Genomic DNA, 18,546 nt, shown 5'->3' with positions numbered 1-18,546 from the left:
CTGATGGGGGGCAATGTGTAATTTTGCTTATCCGCCATATAAATAATGCTTGAGTTCACCGCCTGACTTTGATAGGATCATCAAAAGAAAGTAAAGTGGATTAATGCTCACTCTGCCCCGAAACACAGATAGATGCAGGTGTTCGCCCGTTGTCCTGCCCGTTGATCCGGTAAGCCCTATGGGATACCCCGTAGAAACAACCTGGGCAACAGAACAATATATTTTGGATAAGTGGGCATAATAGACGGTATAGCCACCGTATCTTATGGCAACATAATTGCCCATTATGGACGTATAGCCAATTTTATCAATTATTCCTGGAAGCAAAGAAACAACAATCTCGTTTTTACCTGCTATGTCTATTCCTTTGTGAAAAGAATGCAGCTCTCCGTTAACGGGGTGGGTTCTGATCCCATAAGGAGAATTCAGTTTAAATACTTTGAGCGGAAGTGTTGCGTAGCAGTTCTTAGAAGAAACCGTATCCTGATCCGCCCCATATCCTTTAACACCGATCAATAAAGTACTAACCAAAACCGGCCACCAGCATTTCGATCTCCTTATTGATCCGCAAAAAATTCCTCCTGAGGATTTCTTCCTTCTTTCCCCCAAAGTCGTAAAATTTAGGTAGTTCAACATATCCTTCTTCCTCCTTTTTAATTTCTTTTAAATCCAGGTTAATTTTGCAGTTTATAGCTGAAGTTTCATACCCGCCAGTAAATTTATCACGCGCATCCGTGGCAAGTATCCCTACCAGTTCGCCGGCTCCCAAGGAAGCAATCTTGCCTGCTGGTATCAGCACCTCCATCTTTTCACTGATTGATTTGGATACTTTGCTCCTATCGATGGAAATGCTTTCTCCGATCTGTTTTGATTTACCGAAGATCCTTTCCAACCAGTCTAAAGTTTCTTTGTTCCTTACCGAGCCAGATAGGACGTTACCAACAACAGAAGTAATCGTGGTGGCCGTATCCTTCCCATATTGCTGTTTGAACTGAGGCAATTCCTGTAGTCCCATTAAAACCGCCACCTTGTTGGACCTTGCAGTTGCAATGAGGTTCTCAATCCGGTGAACGAAAAGTGTTGGAACCTCATCCAGTATTAGGGCCGATGGAAGGTTTCCTTTTGAATTGATCAGCCTGGTAAGGCGATTGAGTACTACAGAATAACAGGCAGAATTAATGTTCTGGGTATTGGGATCATTAGCCAGCACCAATAATCCAGGCGAGGATGGATCAGAAATTTTCAGGTTGAAATCATCCTCTGAAAACACCCAAAATGTTTCGACAGTTGCCATCCTACTGATAAAGATTTTCAGTGTGCCGATCTGCCCCTCAAGCTGATCAAAAGCCTTAGCCATAAATACTGAGCGGAACGGTGACAGTAAGGAAACCAGTTCCGGCTCGGTGAAGAGTACAGAAAATATCTCATCATATGACCTATTAAGGAAAGAGAGTATATGCGGAAGAGTCGAAAACACACCCCTATTGTACCTGCTCATAAAATAAATACAGGAGGCCAGGAAATTGATGGCCGATTGGGTAAAAAAAGCGTCACTACCACTGGCTTTATCACCCTTTTTAAGCGCTTCTACCAATGCTTCAGCAGTTTCCGATGCGTCAGCCAGTGTTTTGATATAGTCAGATCTTAAAGGATTGATCCTCCTGCTTTTTTCCACCTGATTCAGGTTGATTACATGAAAACTAAATGCTTTCAGTTTTCCTTCAGCCTTATTTTTATTAAAATGATAGTAGGCAATCTTTCCAAGGTCTGGAAACTTAAAATCGTACAGACAGACTGCAAAAGACTTGGCAATCAGCTGCCTGATAAAAGGGTTCACGACCGAAAAGGATTTCCCCGAGCCAGGTGTCCCGATCAAAATCGTTGCACGAAAAACATTGACCAGATTCGCCCAGCCCTTTCTAACCTTTTTCTTGTAATAGAAAAGCATCGGTATATTTACCGAATAAGGATTTTCTATTTTTTTGACCTGCTGCATAAAACTTTCCGCTTCAACATTCCATTTATCCTTGCCCAGTCCCGACCTGATGATCTTGGAAACATTATCCATAGAAATACTGATCAGTATAGCGCCGACAAAGGAAAATACAATGTAGGTCAGATCCATTGTTGTGGTGTAAGCAAACAAAAGCCGGCCAGGTTTTCCATAAAGAAACAGGCTACCGAAATAAAGGAGCAGACCAAGACTCAAAGGATAAACTACTTTTGTCTTTGGGTCAAAGTCCAACTGCTTTTTTGATAATGTTCCAATGCTGACCAGGCAGATCAACAACAGCACAGAAAGCTTGCTATAAACCAGTTCTTCGTATATGATGATTGTTTTGATCTTTACCAGCCCTATATTGAAGATACCCCAGAATGGTGCACCCAGATAGACAAAAACACTTACCTCCAGCGCAATCGCAAAGTAGATCAGACACTGCAGAAAACCGTGGAGTTTTTGGATTTCCCTTGTCTCTTCCATAGGAATCTCATTTACATGATAATCTTTTTAGCCTTAAGGATATCTGAATAGCGGATATCAAAAGTAATTGAACGTCCTGAGATCTGCTTTTCGGAAAGTTCTACCTTGAGCAGTTTATGATCCGGGAAGGTCAGCTTTCGAAGTACAAAAATATTCCTGTACCTTTTTTCAAAGACCTGGATATTTTGTAGGCTTGATATCGGAAGAATCTCCAGTGACTGTACCGTTGTCGCCTTATGCTGTTTCTGGTCTTCAATGCGGAACTTCAATCCATCTATCTCGTAAGGGATATGGGTCGTATTTTCAAAACCGATATCCAGCAGAATATATTCTCCAAGTGTACCAATGCCATTTAACATCGCACGGATTCCATTTTTACTTTTCCTTACATCCGTATTCAATGGTCTATGTTCCAGCATTAACCTTGAAATGCTGTCAAGTTCAGTACTGGATATCGATGAAGCTTTTGATTCAATTACCCTCATCCCACCAATACCAATATCAATTAGCGGACTGAAAGCAGTTTCCGGCCTGTCATCATAGATCACCGCATACTGTTTGATCCGTTTTTCCCCAAGGATGGTGAGTACGCCCATAAACGCATCTTTGATTTTGGCGGAATCAGGAATTTTGACCCTCAGCAGGTTTTTATCCGGCAGATCGCCAACGAGTCCTTTGGGAATATCGACATAGGCAATCTTTTCCGGAGCAAGAAAATGCAGCGTAAGGGAACGCTTGATAAAAATCTTTGGGATTTCTGGGGATGATCCAACTGTATTAGCCGAAACTTGCGCAAAAAGGTTCCCCGCCATATTAAGAACTAAAATGGCTGTTAAAATTATATTTTTCATATCGTTTTTATTTTTGGCCCTGAAGATCCTGGGGATCAACAAGGAACACTTGATTGTTGTATTTTAATTTTGCCCTGTTTTTCCTGACCATATTGGCAATGGCAGCAGAAGATGATTGGAACAGCCGGTCAACAGTACTCATTACAAATTCATTCTGGGTCTGTGCACTTCCCATCGTATTGAATCCCTGGACAGGGCTTGAGCCAAGGCCTTTAGAAAACTCCCTAAAAGCAGACGCAGGGACATATAATCCAGGTAGGCCGTCCGTGTCATAGACTAAAAGTTTTATCGGCAGAATTTTACCTGCACAAAGAACAGAACTAATCTCTAACTGAACACGTTGATCTGAAAAACCACTGATCCTAGCATACATGGATGTTCCTTTTGGCAACTGCAGTTTCCCTGCATAAACCTGCTCAAGCAACCGAAGCCTGATCCTTGATCCTGAATATCCGGTAACATCTTCGTCGATGATCGCGGTGATCATCTCCCTGCTTTCATCTGCTAAAAGGGTATTAAATTCAGATTGAACCGCAGATTTTCTGGATACGGGAAGAACTTTTTCTTCCCGGATAAGTTCCTCTGCCTTTCTCTTTTTTTCCTTCTGCAGATCGATGTAAGCCGGATCATTAACTTTCTGCAGACTATCCATATAGGCCATCTGCTTTTTAAAAAGATCCATGGGGTCAGTTTCTTTCGTCGTACCAATAGATGGTGGCCTTTCTCTGTTTCTTGCCTCCGCCAGGCTTGCCAGTGCCTGTGCCACAGCCCGCTCTTCCGGCCTATTGCCAATACTGCTTTCGGTTCGAGAATATATAGATAAAGGTTTCCTAATCTGAGGCATAGCTACGTAGGCCTGCCTTTTGATAGATTCTTCAATGGAATCAAGTCTGTTTTTCTCCAAATCAGAATATGAACTTGCCATCGTCGCCTGTGGCAACTTATCGTCGCTTACGGTTTTGATTGCCGAATAACCATCAGATTCCTTGTAACTGTTCTTGTAGGCTTCCAGCTTATCGGAAAGTCCTCGCTCGCGGACCTGGTCCGATATTTCTGCAAGGTTTCCGCTGATATCCTTCTCAGCCCTTATCATCTGTTTTTTCGATGTGCTCTGCCGGTACACAAAAAAGAAAAGACATAGAAAGGGAACGGCAATCAATGGTATGATGTACCTTGGATTTTTAAAATCTATTTTCATAACATTTTGGTTAACGGAGCTTTCTAAGCTCCTCTAGTTTAGCTTCCAGAAAAGCAGAATCAGCTCTATTCAGTGTTTCCCTGTCCAACACCGAATCTACCTGTTTTCTGATCTCCAGCGTTTTCCTAAGTTTTGCCCCTGTTGTACTGATCCGGGATAACCCATCATTAATGTAATAAGTCGGTTTACTACTCTTTTCCCGATTACTAAAAACGACCGCCTTAACTTTCTTTTTATCATTCAAAGACATTACGTCAAATGAATACAGTACCGAAAAAATGATCAGTATGACCATCAGCACAAATACCTGTTTTGGATATGTCTTTAATTGCCGCAACATTCTTCTGCGCAACAGAATCAGATAAGGACGGAATTCATGATAGAGCTCGACAGGAACCGTCCTGTCAGGTGCCCTGTTAGATCGGATTTTTCTGAACATTTTCGATATCTTTATTTTCAAGTGTTTTCCAGGAAATGATCAGTACCCCGTAAAGATTATTATCACTTTTCGGGATATCCCTTAAGTAACCTTCTGTAATCATTGAACGGGTAACAATAGAACTTCTGCGTTCAATCCGCTGCTTTCCATAATAGCGGAAGTATTTCTTTTTAACATCGATATAGATCGAATCGGTCTGAAGGGTCAGCACCGAACTACTGGAAAGAATAGAACTGAAATAGCCTTTTTCCTTCAGGTTCAGGTATTGTTGCATCCCAGACTCATCGATGAGGTACATTGCCTTTTTCATCTGGTAGTCGATATACCTGTCATCCGGGGTAAGGGAAAAGAAAAGTGAATGAAAAAGCTCCACATGTCCGCGGTATACTGCCGGGCGGATCAGTTGCTCGTCGGTCTGTCTGGCCAACACAGGAACATTGTTTTCAAAAATGTAAATACTGCGCCTGGCAATCTCTATTTGCTTATAAGCAAAAAAACCAGTCGAAATCGAGATCAGAAAGGCACAGACCAGACTGCCAATAGAAACAATGGTAGCCAAACGTATCTTGGACTCAATATTTTTAATGATCATGATGATTGGATTATGGTTTAAAAGAATTTACCCGTAGCCTTTCTGGCTATACCGATAACGGTCTGAGATCCACGGCCAAAATTGGAGGCAGCTGAACTGATACCTGATGTAGATATAATCCAGGTGGAAATACTCGGCACAGTAAACATACAAATGGCACCAATCAGAAAGCTTACGATTACCGTTCCAAAAGAAAGGATACCGTTGCCTGCAAACCAGGCCATTTTTTCCAGATTGGCAGCTTCTCCATTTTCACCGATAAGTTCTTTATACCTACTGATCTCAGTGGTCATGGCATATTTCTGTAACAGCGCCACCAGGTACATAATCAGATAGGCAATTCCCAGATAAAGGTTGACCGATACAAAACGCGCTATCCAGGTGCTTAAAGAATCGCGGAAAGCCGGCAGTATACTCACAGCGACAGCAAAGGGTCCCAAGATGATCAGGATGGTGGAATAGATAATCTGGATCATAAAAATCACATAGGTTGCCAGCCGAAGTATCCAGATCCCAAGTAATTCCAGCAATTGGGTCAGCAGAAGCTGCATGCCGATCTTCATACGGTTCTTCAGTTCTATCACAGGACTGACCACAGTAGACATTCCTTCTTTCACCGTGCTGGTCACAGAATCCCAGGCCCTTCCCATCCAGGTATCGGACTCCTTTTCCGCCATTTCAGTTTCCGCCTGAAAACTGTAAAGGGAATTGGCGACCTTCTGCATATAATCGGCGCGGATAAGCCTAAGCGTATTAACCTCTGCCTGCTCACTATCGAACATCGTTTCTGTCCTGGCGGCCACAAGGTCCGTTGGAAAAGCGACCATTTTAACAAATGCACCCCACCATAGTATGATCATGACCAGACCAAAAGGTCTTAAAAGCGGCATAATCTCCAGCTTTTTATCCCCAGCTATCATCTCGTAGGATTTGATCGCAAAAAAGATAATCATAAAGACCGCGGCCAATGCCTTGGCGTCAGCAATAAACGACCCAGAATGTACCCATACTGAATCCTTTAATCCCTCTAAAATAGTCATCATGCCTTCTTCATACACCCTGTTTCCCTGCAGGAACTCAAAGGACCTGCGATAATCGGTGGTCTGCCCAAATGCTAAACCAACGGTCAGCATGACCACGCCTAACAATAAAATCTTTTTCATTTCCCTTTTGGTTTAATATTTTCTCTTATTAAGGATTTCTTTTGCCGTCCTGACATCTGATTCCGGTGTCCAGCCATCTATCTTCATTTCCTCACTGCTCAGCTCCTGCCTTACCTCGACCCTTGCAGGTTCACGGGCAGCCGCAATCACCTTATCACCCCATAGTGCCGATATCTTTCGGTATTCCGCAAGCAGCCTATGATAGGATAAAATCCTCGCTCCCCTTTCCAGAATTGTTGTCCGCGCCGCTTCCAGTCTTTCCGAAAGGATAGCGATCTCACGGGTGTACCAGTCTAAGCTACCGTCAGCAATAACCTGCTCCCTTGCAATCTGGGGAACAGCCGCAAGCGCTCGCCCGGGATCAAAATCCGTTACGCCCTTAAGCTGCCGGGAATAATACAGTATCCATAAGGGATCAGTGGCTGAAAGCACACCGGACATTCCTGCAACCTGTAAAAGCGAAGTCTGCGCCAAGGTATCAGACTGCAGCTCATAATTTTTATCTGTTTGCTGCATTCCTGTCACTGCGCTCAGGCGTTGGGTCTGAGTACCTGCCGGCCCCAATGGACGCAGATCTGTTTTGGGATAGTTGGGATGAAGGCCCCAGGTCAACCAGTAATATGGATTAAGGCCCAGAAAGCCGGAAGTGGGTGTAAACTTTTTTCTGTCCCACTGTTTAAACACCATGCGTTCCTGCTGGTTGACAATACTTTCATCCCTGATCTGTTTTTGTGCCTGCGCTGTAGTAATTATACACAGCAGCATCATACTTATAAATAATAAATTCTTCATGTGCTTTATTGTTGTTTCTTTAAATACCTGGTTTTGGTAACAATATCAGATACGATCTGTACATCACGGTTGATAAAACCTTGAAATGGGTTGAGCAACTTGATTACTCCCCTCACCTTTGCCCAGTACATTGCCTTCCATGCGCCGTAAGCCAGGCCACGTATGATCTGAAGATCAGCCCTGATCCCTGCCAGCAATTTATCCCTACTGTTATAGTCCATCAGAATATCCTGACCTTCTTTGAGCACAAAGCCTGATATTTCGGTCATCATCTGGGCACTCCGCCTTGTAATGTCCTTGACGATCTGCTCACTGAACAGTAACAGATAAGGTTCATTCAGACCGAGTTTTCCCATTTCCCTACTATAACCGATAATATCTTCACATACTGCATACATATCGCGTAAAGCCATCCCATTTTTAAGCGCTGAATTTACATTGGACAGCGAGGAATAGATCATGCTCTGGGCCATAACCACACTGGAAGTATTTAGATTGATGTTGTCCAGTGATTTATTGATCTTGCCCAGCAGTTCGTTATGGCTGATCTCTGCTGCATTTCTCACCACCGCATTTTCATTTACAGTGGCCAGGTGCCTGGCATCAAAAACTATCCGTTGTGCCAGGAGGAAAAACGGACACATACAAAAAACCATCACATAAAATATCAGTTTCATTTTTTCAGGTATTTAGCGTTTTCAAGAATATCTTTCACAATGGCTCGGTCGATATCAATATACCCCGAGAAGGGATTGGCCCTTTTGATCATACCCGAAAGGCTTCCGTATTCAAGGCTCCGAACCAGGGCGGCTGCCAGGTTCCTCAAAACGGACAGCTCTGTGAGCACATGGTCAAACAATATCCGCCTGTCCGAAGCTTTCATCTGATTCACCGCACCAAGACTGGCAGTAAGCCCAGCCAGAAAATAGACCAGGTCACGGGATCTCTCCAACAGATCAATCTCACTTTGGAGTACCAACGGCAACAGGTAACGATTTTTCCCCGTCAGTTCATATAACCTATGTTGGTCTCGCGTGATCTGGCTGACCATTGGCACTGCCTGACTTCCGATATTCAGCGCATCGATTGCGGTACCGACAATACCGAAACGAGACTGCAATTCCCGGAAACTGTTTTTAAACTTTGCCAGCAATGTTCTGTTCGCCTCTTCGTTAACCGTATTGACCGCCTGCCTGTCCCTCGCCTCTGACTGCCGCTCATGCTCATTTTTGGAATCCGAAACAAGCTGATGGATTGTCGGAATGTTGAGCGCTTTTTGCTGGGCTCGCGCTGTGTGCAAACACAGAACAAAAGCCAAAAGTAGAACCAGCCCCCTCATCTCTTTAAGTATTTTGCGCCCGACAAAATATCGTTTGCGATACGGACATCCATATTGACCCAGCCGGACCAGGGATTGAGCGAAGCGAAAATCCCCCGCATCTTTGCCCAGTACATAGCCCGGTGCATTCCATAAGAAGTCCCCCGGAGGATACGCATTTCAGCAGCGATATGGTTCAGCAATTTCGAGCGTTCTCCGGCATCCATCAGGTTATCCCTTCCGCCCTTGAGGACAAAGGCCCCAACCTCTGAACCCAGTCTCACCGCCCTCGACCTAAACTCTTGGGCATTCTGCTCTGCAAAGAGCAACAGCACCGGATTGGACTTCCCAAGTTCCACAGCCTTTTCTACATCAGAAATGATATCGAGACCGATATCGGTAATCTCCTTAACAGACATCAGGTTGTTGAGTATTGCCGATACCTTGGTCAGCCCCCGATATATCCTATCCTGCATATCGTTCACGACAACAAGCTGTCCGGTTACCAATAGCTGTCCCTTTGAAATCAGGCTTAGATTGTCATTGGTACGGTCTAACTGCCTGTTGATAATTCCCGAATGGCCTGCAATAGCTGCAGAGGTCACCGGATCCACATACAGGGTCTGTGCCTTTATGCCACCGCATAACAGTGCACAAAAAATCATTAATAATGCTTTCATGATCATCAGTTTTTTAAAAAAATATTTCTTTATTGCCCAGACGAGGACGAATTGACCTGTTTAACGAAATCCCCGAGGGAAAGCCCGGAACTTTTAAAATCGCCTATAAACGCTTCGAGCGCATCAGAATAGGAACCGAACCTTGAAAGATAGTTTTCCACCGCTAGTTTTTCAGGTTTCTCGGTGGTATAGGTCAGGTATTGGGGAAGCGAAGCCTCTACACCATAAACTTCGCCAACGCCCCCCCTTCTGATATATACTTCCTTGAAAGGGCTTCTACCCTCATGGTTGTCCAGCTGATTAACACTAAAAATCTTGTTCCTTTCACTCATGGAAATAGAGAGCATTGCTGCAATCTCATCGTAATTATCCCGGAATTTGGCCTGATCGAGCAGTATCACCGTATCTGAACTGCTTATAATCGTATCTTTTACTATCGCATTCCCTACCACATCTGCAAGATCCTGGGTCACCAGTATCAGTTCCCCCCAGAACTTTCTGACCGTTTTATCGACATAGATCAGAAAACCTACCATCAAGGGCGATGAGATCGCTTTCCATGCTTCTTCGATGACCAATGATTTCCGCTGAAAATTGCGGTATCTCATTTTCTGGATGAAAATATCCATTATATTGAGCGTGACGATCGCAAAAAGCAAGGCATTCTCCTTAATACTGTCAATTTCAAACACGATCAACCGCTCATTTAACAGGGATTTATCCGCATCTTCATTAAGTATGGTCCCAAATTCTCCACCAGTGCAGAATTTGCGCATGATAAAACGGAAACCTTCAAAATCAAAAGGAACATTATCCTCCTTCATGATCATTGGGATCTTTTCCATTGCATAAGCATAGAAAGAATCAAATTTGAGTTTTTTGATCCCTGAAGATTCTCCCATCGAAAACCATTTTGCATAGTAAGAAGTAATCACTTCAGAGATCACATCCCTTTCCAGCTGGCTCGCATCACCTTCCGGCCCTTTTAGACAGACGAGGATCAGAACCAGTATAAATTCCTTCTTTTCAATATTGTACTCTTCCTCACTAATAACAAAAGGATTCATCGTTATGGGACTGTTATCGCTATAAGTGATATACCTGCCACCAGCATATTGGCTCAGCCCTGAATAAGAATGACCTGTATCAATAATCACGATATCCATATTGTACAATAGATACTGCTCTAGTAGTGAATTCATAAAAAAAGACTTACCGGTACCGGACGAACCGAGCACGAATTTATTCCGGTTGGTAGTCCTTCCGGAAGACATTAACAGATCCGCGGGATCCATCGCTATCGGTATACCCATCCTATCGGTAAAACGGACAAGAAAACCAGACTGCTCACTCTTGGGAAGGCTCTCCTTTAAAAACAGACATATCGCCGCCTCAGCAGTCGTCAGAAACCAGTCATACTTCCGCAGTTCGGTTGCATTACCCGGCAGCGCCGTCCTAAATAGCTCCAGTTGGTTATAGGCATTCCTGCTCGGAATGATCCCGGCACGGAACAGCGCGCTTTCAATATAATTGTAAGCCCTGTTCAGCAACGGTTTTTCAGCGCATACAATAATATTAAAATGTGCATTGATCAGTAACCTGCCGTCCCTGGCCACCTCATTCAGTAGCAAAGAGATATCCTCCACACAGAGATTATTCGCAGGATCGGGAATCCCACTGTGCCGTTTCCGCTTAAGCTCCATCTGCCGTACCGTCATTGCCTGCGATGGAACTTCGAGGATCTGGTTGTACAGAATAGCGGAACAATCTGGCACTTTAAAAAGAAATGAAAGGATATCTGTAGGAAATCCCTTAAGGCTTTCTTTATCCGATAGCTTTCCAAACGTCGGTAGCAGTGCAGGCAGATCGACCTGATCGATATTGATCAGCGGCACAGACCTGAAAGAACGTGCTCCGATATTTACTTCGGTATCCGTAGGATGATAATTGTCCAATGAAACGCTTTCCTCACCGAACTGCATGGACATAATCCTCATGATAAATAGGTTGATTTCTCTTTCCCTTAGTACCCTGGGCTCCATTCCGGATGTGTCCAGCATCCCGATAACCTTGGCAACCGTGATCTTAAACTCAGCCAGCGACTTTTTATCGTGCACAAAAAACGCCCCTTTTTTCACCTGCCTGGTAATGGTCAGAACCGTTTGGAGCTTTACATATGCCCTTCCTTCAAAATGCCTGTTATAACTGTCCTGGAGATAATCATCTGCAACTTTATATTCATATTCGGCCCTATAGATAATATCCTGCTTTTGGATCACGTGGCCTTCCCCAATAATCCTTGCCAGGCTGGTGAAAATCTCATGAAAATTATTGTAAGCCCCGGGATCGCCACTAAACCTGAGTACAGGATTGGTAATATCGATCAGCACAGAAAACTCCCCGTTAAGCCCATATAAAATATCGAGTTCCGCACCAATATCAATACCCAGATAGGGCACCCTAAATTCTTTTTGTCTTACCATAAAGATTGATTTTTGAAAGATGGTTGGTCTGGAGATAAACCCCATTTGAACGGGTCTTGCTGTGCAGGCCTCTTTTCTGGCAGATACCGATGTAGAAAAAACCGCCTATGATCAGGGTAAGCATAATTACCGCTCCCACATACATATTAACAAGTGCCATGATCAGCGCACCTATCACCAACGAAAGCAGCAGGATTCCCACACCCCAATAAATAAAACGTCCCTTAAAACCTTTATAAGTCAGCGGCCGCTGTAGCCCCCTGTAGACCGGAAAAAGCCTTTCCATTGTTACAGCCCGAAAAAAGCCTTAACGATAAGGGAAGATAGTACAAGAAAGAGACAGGAACCTCCCCAGCCCATCAGCTCCTTGTTGATATCCTGATCTCCGCTGTTCCACTTGGAATACACACGTATACCACCTACGATGCCGACCAGTCCACCGATCACCAGTGCAATATTGGTCGCCGGATCTACATAGGTCTTAAGCGTACTGGTAGCGGTGTTCAGGCCGTTCACCCCACTCTGCGCCATAACATATCCGTTGATCGTACACAGATATAAAAAAATAATAAACCTTAAATTTTTGATCTTTTTCATTTGATTGGGAATTAATTGAATGGTTAAGAAATAAAAAAACCGCCATCAGCGGTCAGAACTAATTCGGCTCAAAGTCCGAAGACGTGCACCAGCACGATATGGATGACGATAATGAACAGCGCGGAAAAGAACCATGCCGGAATATCCGCACTCACATCCTTGCCCATCTGCATCTTGTGGTATACATGGACTGCGCCAATGATCGAGATGAGCGCGGCCAACACGAATGAGAGGTCCATCATGGAAAAAAACGACTCCCTGATAAAGCTCCTCGCTTCTCCCATTTCTGCGATTCCGGGCTGGGCATAGGCCGCCGTCCAGGTCAACGTACAGATGACCATGAACATCAAACATCTTGTTTTCATCGCTAGAAGGATACCGAAGATGTATACTCTATAGATTCGGAACGCGCCAGGGCAAAAAGTTCCTTGATGGAAACCCCTCCGGAAAATACGATCGGAGATTCTTCCAGTTCCTCATCATCCAGGAAATAATCAATCTCTTCATCTTCGATCTCTTTGAGCGATACCTTTTCAGGCTCGGGAAGATCAATGACCACTGTAGTCTCATTTCCGATTTCTGTATCAGTCAGCTTCCTATTCCTTGACAGATCGAAAGCGATAAGCCCTGAATAATAAAATGCATAGATGCACAGCATCCAGGACAAGAATTGTATCCAGCTCATAGTTCAAAATTTTCTAATGATGTTTTAATAAATTTTTTGATCTCCGGATGCTGCTCAAATAACCGGTGCAGGGCAAAGGCAATTACCCTGTTCATATCCAGGCCCGAAGCCAGCTTTAACCTGTTGAGCAGCTGCACCGTCCTTTTGTTCAGCCTGGGATGCAGCATATGGGTATTACCCGAACAGTCAAACGCCCTGATCAGGTTGATGATCTCCAGCTCCTTCCTGATCCCCTTCCCCTCTTTGCCCGCACCTTTAGCACCCGCAACAGGGTCTTTATTCGTAGGCATAATTTCAGGCGGCCTGATGCTTTTCCTGATTTCATCGGCCAAAGTTTTGATTCCTGCTTTCATAAACTGATTTTAAGGTGTAACTGCGCTTGCTTCGATATGATCTGCATAGATCTGATCAAATACAGGAACAATGACCGGAAAAAGGGATAAAGGGGTCTGAGCGGTGTCGGTCCGCTGGAAATCCACACGGTCTGAAATGGGAGCAGTTATTTTTCCAAACCTGGAAAGCTGCTCTTCTACTTCAGTAGCCGTATCATACCTGACATTTCCCTTGACGCGGTTTGGGATAAAGACCAGGTGTCCTGAAGGATTGATTTTCTTCAGCACTACCGAAAAAAGAACGGTTGAATCGAAACTGAACTCGTCATAAGAAAACGGGCACAGTACCAGATCCGCGGAGCTGAATACCGGAATAAGCCCGTCATCATCTAATTTCCCGGGCAGGTCAATGATCACGATATGTTCCCTGCTCTGGCTGAGCACGGTATACATGGAAGGAAAATGTTCCAGTCCAGCGGCAATGATCTCATAGTGTTCAGGCGTTTCAGCCAGTTTGGCCTTTTCATATTTCTGCGCAAGCGACTGCTGATAGTCCATATCGATAACGGTCACCTTCCGCTTTTTGACCAGCGTTAAAAAGTTGGCCAGTAAAAGGGTGAGCGTACTTTTCCCTGCCCCTCCCTTTTGGTTTCCAATAATAATTAGCATAATAAAAAAGGTTTAAAATTTAACGGGTATTTGTACGGGCCTTGCCCTTACGCTGACGGTTGCGGCCAAGAATGGCCTCATCATCGATGTCCTCCTGGAGATCGAGCGTCCTGATTGACTCTTCATAGAAACCAGCACCCTCCAAGCCGGAAAGAATATAATTGACTTCAACTGAAGGATCCGTAAGAGATATCCTGTACTCCGGAGGCCTTAGATCACTTTGATGATCAAAATTCGACAGCGCAATAATATCACGAAGATGCATGACCTCCGAACCCTTCATCACCGTTTTATTGGAATGATCGATGATGCTGTAACCGTAAGGGATTTTATCATCCTTGCTGTGAAAGATCAGTTCAGCGCCTGTTTTATTTTTGACCATCCTTGAAAATTCTTGCAGTTCTGATCTGACATCGGTTTTTGGAGAACGAAGATCAGGATTGGACAAACGTTCGGTCAGGATTTTTGAAAAGATAGCTTTTAGCTGCCTGCACCTGTTTTTATCCTTGCCCTGTTCCCTAAACTTAGATTCAAGATCTATTGTCCTTAATACTGAAATCAACTTTCCACAATGAGACACTTCCAGGTTTTCTTTTTCAAACCGGACATCAAATCCCGATCTTTCCAAAAGGGTACGCACCTGTGCAACAGTAGTAAAATTGTAACCGAGCAACTTATCAAGCTTTGCTATATCAGCTTGCTCCCGCTTCCCTAGAGCAGAAAGTGCTCTGACTGAGCGAAGCTTTTCAAAGGCTGAAGAGATCTTTCTGCCATCCTTATCGATCCTGGTCGATACGATATGTACATGGTTATTTTCCGTATCGTCGTGAAAGATCACCAGATAGGGATTGTCACTGTAGCCCATTTCCGCCATCCACTTTTCGGCGGTATCCAAAAGCTCCTGTTTCGATGTCATTTTTCCCTTTGCAGAGATTACCGCATGGAACTGGGGTTTACTTACCCTTTTGTTTACTACAGATACCGCCCTCAGGTAATTAACATAATCCTGTGGCCCGACCTTGTGTATCCCCATCAGGCTACCGAAATTCCGTACCTTCAAAAGTTCACCCTTTCCATACCGCATCTTCTCATGGTTGTATCTTACTCCGGCAAAAGTTGCAGAAGAGCTGAGTATCTTTACGATCATATAGCTGAGTGACTTTGCAACCTGCTCAGCAGATCACGGGATTATAATAAAGCTACCTAATCGGCTCCGTTGTTTTACCGTTCCCTCCGCAACCAATTAGCGGTATATCCAACTTTCCGGCTATATTCAAAACCAGCAATCTATGTAGCGAACAAACTGGTTACCAAACTAACGATTGAGCCCCGCAAACATATAACAGTGTAACAATTGAATACTAAAACAGCATAACCCGTTATGCACCTAACTACATAACTCCATAGCTGCTTAGCTGCGCATCAACCTCAACATTCTTCTGATTTCCATATTGAGACTTTTTAACAGCAGCGAATGTTTATCAAGTTCTTTATTATACCGGGTAAAGATTACCGGCGAGAGTACCCGCTGCTTGTTCAATATATTGGCGTACCTAGCCAGCTGATTGATATTATTTCCGGTTCTGGAAAGTTCAAGTCCGATCTGGTCAATACTTTCCAAAACCGTACGCCCATCAAAAACTAACTGAACGTTGACCTCTAGCACCCTTTTTCTAATGATATCGGTCTTTTTTAAGCCCAGAAGTTTTTCAAGGGATACAATAGAACTAAATTCTTCCTCCGAAAACCGCACACTTATCTTTCTGGTTCTCTTACCGTTTTTCAGGTGAGGCCGTCCGACCTGCTTTTTCCTTTCTTCCATTCCGATATCATCTAAAAGAGAAAACGAGTTGCGAGTTTTCTCATCCCCAAATGCTCCGCTTTGGGGCAAGATTCTTTTTGTGGGCATAATCCCCCGGATTATTGTCCGACAAAAAGACATCTTGCCAGTATAAAAAAAATCTAAGTATTTATTGGCAGCCCCTTCTATAATATTGAGCCAATTTCCTGTACCTGAACGATAAAAAATCAGGGCATAAAAAAAGGGGCCGAATGGCCCCTCCTGCCTAAACTAAAAACAAAAAAAACAAATCTTTAATTAGGTATACCGGGATTACTCACGTAAGTCCATACGGACCTGGCCGTCGCCTGCCTCTGCGCTTTCGTCATATTGAAATGATCTCAACTTCGCAAGAATTTTCCGTTCCTCACGGAATAATGCTTCATCCCACAATTTCAAAGAACAAGTGCATGGCACTTATCTACTCTCGTTAGCATAAAAGACTATCTTTTAAAAGAAAATCCTTTACTTGATCATTTGGAACCGCATTTTTGATGACAGCACCATGGATCCAGGTAATTTTAAGCTTGTTATTCAGTTAGTCCTAAAACAGGTTATCCCGTTTCATTGACCAAACGTATCCAGTAATTTAGCGTGATGAAATTTTTGGCCTGAAATGGCCTGAATTGGTCGCAGTATGAGCCTAAAGTGACCCAACATCTACAACATTGAAGGCAGAATTTCCGAAAGTGGAATATTATGAAAAGAAGAATATTAGATTTTTTGGCAGGGACAGACCAATTACTATTTCCTAAAATGATAAAAGATCAGTACCTCTTTCTGAATTGACCTAGTTTAAGACCAAAAATAGTGTCGATTCTGACAGTTTTAGCTTAAGAGATCTGTAGCCCAGGTGAGTGCATGGACCGGATAAGACTGACCCAAATTCCATAACCACCTATAATAAATACATTAAATACAACTAAATACACTCACCAAATGCTCACTATTTTTTTGTTACTACTCGGCTGTAAATGAATACGTAAAGATGGTAATTGACTGATATTTTTGCAATAAAAAGAGAGTTTGGATTTCAATGCTTTGCAATGGATTTATTACCGAAATATGGTTTACTTGATCACATTGGTATTTCACATAGTTCAAATATCATCGTTTAGGCAGTATTTAGCACGTTATTATGGAGTCCATAGGCAAGATTTATACTTCAACGATTTCAAGACCGCACAATACTACATAAAATTTAAGTTATTTTTTAGGACATGGCCGCTATAAGCCTACTCGCTTTGCGTCCACACTACCAGGCATTAAAAAGTTGTATAGATTTTGTCCCTGTGTCATCAAAGCTAGAGAACCCAGTTAATGCAGTTTTGTGCCAGAGATCCTTTTATGTTATACAAAAAATAGGTGCAAGTGCCGGTAGGTAAAAATTAAAGGCCCGCATAAATAATATTTTTACGGACCCTTATGAAATAAACAGGAATTCCTGATAAATATCAATCAAGGAAAGTTATTCACAACCAAATTGATTACGCCAACCTCATTTTTGTCGGGTAAATATCCGAAGCGATTTAAGAATTAATTCGTCTTTTGAATAAAGAATGAGGCTAGCCTTGGTTATATTCATAATCTTTGTTTTATAGTGTCCCGCGGTTAAGATACTGTCAGCACTCACTCTATATTTAGCAGAATCAACAATCGTATTTTCCCTATCTCGGGGTTCCATCATTAGCCGGTCACCCCTAAAAATAAGATTTACCTGTTCATTTTTAGGAAGCTGGCTACGTTCTTGTTCCAACACTTTTGCCATTGCAATTTGATAAGTGCTTCCTAATGCCTGCCTTTGCCCATACCACTTTCCTTCAAGCTCTTCAGAAAATTTGCTCAGGGAAGTGGCAAGATTAAACCAGGGCAAGAGGTAATAATTAAGCTTGATAACTACCCGTATCTGGAGTATGGATCATTAACGGGGCGCGTTAAATCAATCTCACTAACTACCAATACCACAAAAACAGAAAAATCAGAAGTTGATACTTACATGATCTTGGTTGATTTTCCAAATCAATTAAAAACAAATTATGGAAGAGAATTGGAGTTTAAAGCGGAATTAAAGGGAACAGCTGAGATCATAACGAATGATAGACGTTTAATTCAACGTTTATTTGACAACTTAAAATACAACCTAAAAAAATAAGTCCTAACAGGCATTTTGACGCTTAACTGATATTATTAAATGCTTGTCTGCAATTTCTTTTAAATACGCATTCATTTTCTGGTTACTCATCAGTAGGAGCAAAGTATCCTTGACAATATATTGGGGATGGTTTTCATAAGCCTTAATTATGGACAGAGCTGCTGGCAATACGGGGATCCTTGAAAGGGTATCGGTTTTCTTTCTGCTTGTATATATCCATAGATTGCCATCAGTGTGCGTATTTCACTAAATCTGTACAGTCCGTTTCGCTCC

Annotated in this window: 21 protein-coding genes; all 21 read right to left on the bottom strand. The window is 43.1% G+C overall.

The annotated features are described in order from the left end of the window. Nucleotides 1–27 precede the first annotated feature (27 nt). The 21 genes from ACN9MR_RS08060 to ACN9MR_RS07960 all read right to left on the bottom strand — a co-directional run bounded on the left by ACN9MR_RS08060 (nt 28) and on the right by ACN9MR_RS07960 (nt 17,994). Nucleotides 28–531, bottom strand: coding sequence for a M23 family metallopeptidase (locus tag ACN9MR_RS08060; RefSeq protein WP_426329098.1), 504 nt, complete (start codon nt 529–531; stop codon nt 28–30). Then, nucleotides 524–2,482, bottom strand: coding sequence for a type IV secretion system DNA-binding domain-containing protein (locus tag ACN9MR_RS08055; protein ID WP_426329097.1), 1,959 nt, complete (start codon nt 2,480–2,482; stop codon nt 524–526). Before ACN9MR_RS08055 ends, ACN9MR_RS08060 begins: the two co-directional genes overlap by 8 nt. An 11-nt stretch (nt 2,483–2,493) precedes the next feature. Then, complete coding sequence (traN, locus tag ACN9MR_RS08050) at nt 2,494–3,333, bottom strand: conjugative transposon protein TraN (protein WP_426329096.1); 840 nt, start codon at nt 3,331–3,333, stop codon at nt 2,494–2,496. Nucleotides 3,334–3,340: 7 nt separating this feature from the next. Continuing rightward, entirely contained in the window at nt 3,341–4,531 is a 1,191-nt protein-coding gene (gene traM / locus ACN9MR_RS08045) for a conjugative transposon protein TraM (protein ID WP_426329095.1), read from the bottom strand. Nucleotides 4,532–4,541: 10 nt separating this feature from the next. Further along, entirely contained in the window at nt 4,542–4,970 is a 429-nt protein-coding gene (locus ACN9MR_RS08040; RefSeq protein ID WP_426329094.1) for a hypothetical protein, read from the bottom strand. Beyond that, a complete protein-coding gene (gene traK / locus ACN9MR_RS08035) occupies nt 4,948–5,562 on the bottom strand; it encodes a conjugative transposon protein TraK (RefSeq protein WP_426329093.1) in 615 nt (204 codons plus the stop codon). The genes ACN9MR_RS08040 and traK overlap by 23 nt, the downstream gene beginning before the upstream one ends. Before the next feature lie 17 nt (nt 5,563–5,579). Next, nucleotides 5,580–6,725, bottom strand: coding sequence for a plasmid transfer protein (locus tag ACN9MR_RS08030; protein ID WP_426329092.1), 1,146 nt, complete (start codon nt 6,723–6,725; stop codon nt 5,580–5,582). A gap of 12 nt (nt 6,726–6,737) precedes the next feature. Next, on the bottom strand, nt 6,738–7,517 hold the full coding sequence (locus tag ACN9MR_RS08025; protein WP_426329091.1) for a hypothetical protein: 780 nt from the start codon (nt 7,515–7,517) through the stop codon (nt 6,738–6,740). Between the two features lie 5 nt (nt 7,518–7,522). Continuing rightward, nucleotides 7,523–8,194 (bottom strand): hypothetical protein, encoded by a 672-nt coding sequence (locus ACN9MR_RS08020; protein WP_426329090.1) that lies wholly within the window; start codon nt 8,192–8,194, stop codon nt 7,523–7,525. Then, nucleotides 8,191–8,856, bottom strand: a complete 666-nt coding sequence (locus tag ACN9MR_RS08015; protein ID WP_426329089.1) for a hypothetical protein — start codon at nt 8,854–8,856, stop codon at nt 8,191–8,193. The genes ACN9MR_RS08020 and ACN9MR_RS08015 overlap by 4 nt, the downstream gene beginning before the upstream one ends. Further along, nucleotides 8,853–9,515: a hypothetical protein gene (locus ACN9MR_RS08010; RefSeq protein WP_426329088.1), complete on the bottom strand. Its 663-nt coding sequence runs from the start codon at nt 9,513–9,515 to the stop codon at nt 8,853–8,855. Before ACN9MR_RS08010 ends, ACN9MR_RS08015 begins: the two co-directional genes overlap by 4 nt. A gap of 29 nt (nt 9,516–9,544) precedes the next feature. Then, nucleotides 9,545–11,998, bottom strand: coding sequence for a TraG family conjugative transposon ATPase (locus ACN9MR_RS08005; RefSeq protein WP_426329087.1), 2,454 nt, complete (start codon nt 11,996–11,998; stop codon nt 9,545–9,547). Beyond that, on the bottom strand, nt 11,976–12,284 hold the full coding sequence (locus ACN9MR_RS08000; protein WP_426329086.1) for a plasmid transfer protein: 309 nt from the start codon (nt 12,282–12,284) through the stop codon (nt 11,976–11,978). Before ACN9MR_RS08000 ends, ACN9MR_RS08005 begins: the two co-directional genes overlap by 23 nt. Before the next feature lie 2 nt (nt 12,285–12,286). Then, the gene (locus ACN9MR_RS07995) at nt 12,287–12,595 is read right to left on the bottom strand and encodes a DUF4134 domain-containing protein (RefSeq protein WP_116250748.1); all 309 of its coding nucleotides are present in this window, start codon (nt 12,593–12,595) and stop codon (nt 12,287–12,289) included. A 68-nt stretch (nt 12,596–12,663) separates the two neighbouring features. After that, a complete protein-coding gene (locus ACN9MR_RS07990) occupies nt 12,664–12,960 on the bottom strand; it encodes a DUF4134 family protein (RefSeq protein WP_426329085.1) in 297 nt (98 codons plus the stop codon). 2 nt (nt 12,961–12,962) lie between these two features. Then, entirely contained in the window at nt 12,963–13,280 is a 318-nt protein-coding gene (locus ACN9MR_RS07985) for a hypothetical protein (RefSeq protein ID WP_426329084.1), read from the bottom strand. Next, a complete protein-coding gene (locus ACN9MR_RS07980) occupies nt 13,277–13,633 on the bottom strand; it encodes a hypothetical protein (protein ID WP_426329083.1) in 357 nt (118 codons plus the stop codon). The genes ACN9MR_RS07985 and ACN9MR_RS07980 overlap by 4 nt, the downstream gene beginning before the upstream one ends. A 9-nt stretch (nt 13,634–13,642) precedes the next feature. After that, nucleotides 13,643–14,281 carry a ParA family protein gene (locus ACN9MR_RS07975; protein ID WP_426329081.1) on the bottom strand — a complete coding sequence of 213 codons (639 nt, stop codon included), beginning with the start codon at nt 14,279–14,281 and terminating at the stop codon, nt 13,643–13,645. Nucleotides 14,282–14,300: 19 nt separating this feature from the next. Beyond that, a complete protein-coding gene (locus ACN9MR_RS07970) occupies nt 14,301–15,428 on the bottom strand; it encodes a relaxase/mobilization nuclease domain-containing protein (protein WP_426329080.1) in 1,128 nt (375 codons plus the stop codon). A gap of 264 nt (nt 15,429–15,692) precedes the next feature. Beyond that, nucleotides 15,693–16,190: a plasmid mobilization protein gene (locus ACN9MR_RS07965; RefSeq protein WP_426329079.1), complete on the bottom strand. Its 498-nt coding sequence runs from the start codon at nt 16,188–16,190 to the stop codon at nt 15,693–15,695. 1,429 nt (nt 16,191–17,619) lie between these two features. Further along, complete coding sequence (locus ACN9MR_RS07960) at nt 17,620–17,994, bottom strand: hypothetical protein (protein WP_426329078.1); 375 nt, start codon at nt 17,992–17,994, stop codon at nt 17,620–17,622. Nucleotides 17,995–18,546 lie beyond the last annotated feature (552 nt).

This window comes from Pedobacter sp. R-06 (genome assembly GCF_049913135.1).
Classification (GTDB): Bacteria; Bacteroidota; Bacteroidia; order Sphingobacteriales; family Sphingobacteriaceae; genus Pedobacter.
The sequence above is the reverse complement of the archived record's forward strand: the minus strand, read 5'-3'. Positions and strand labels throughout refer to the sequence as shown.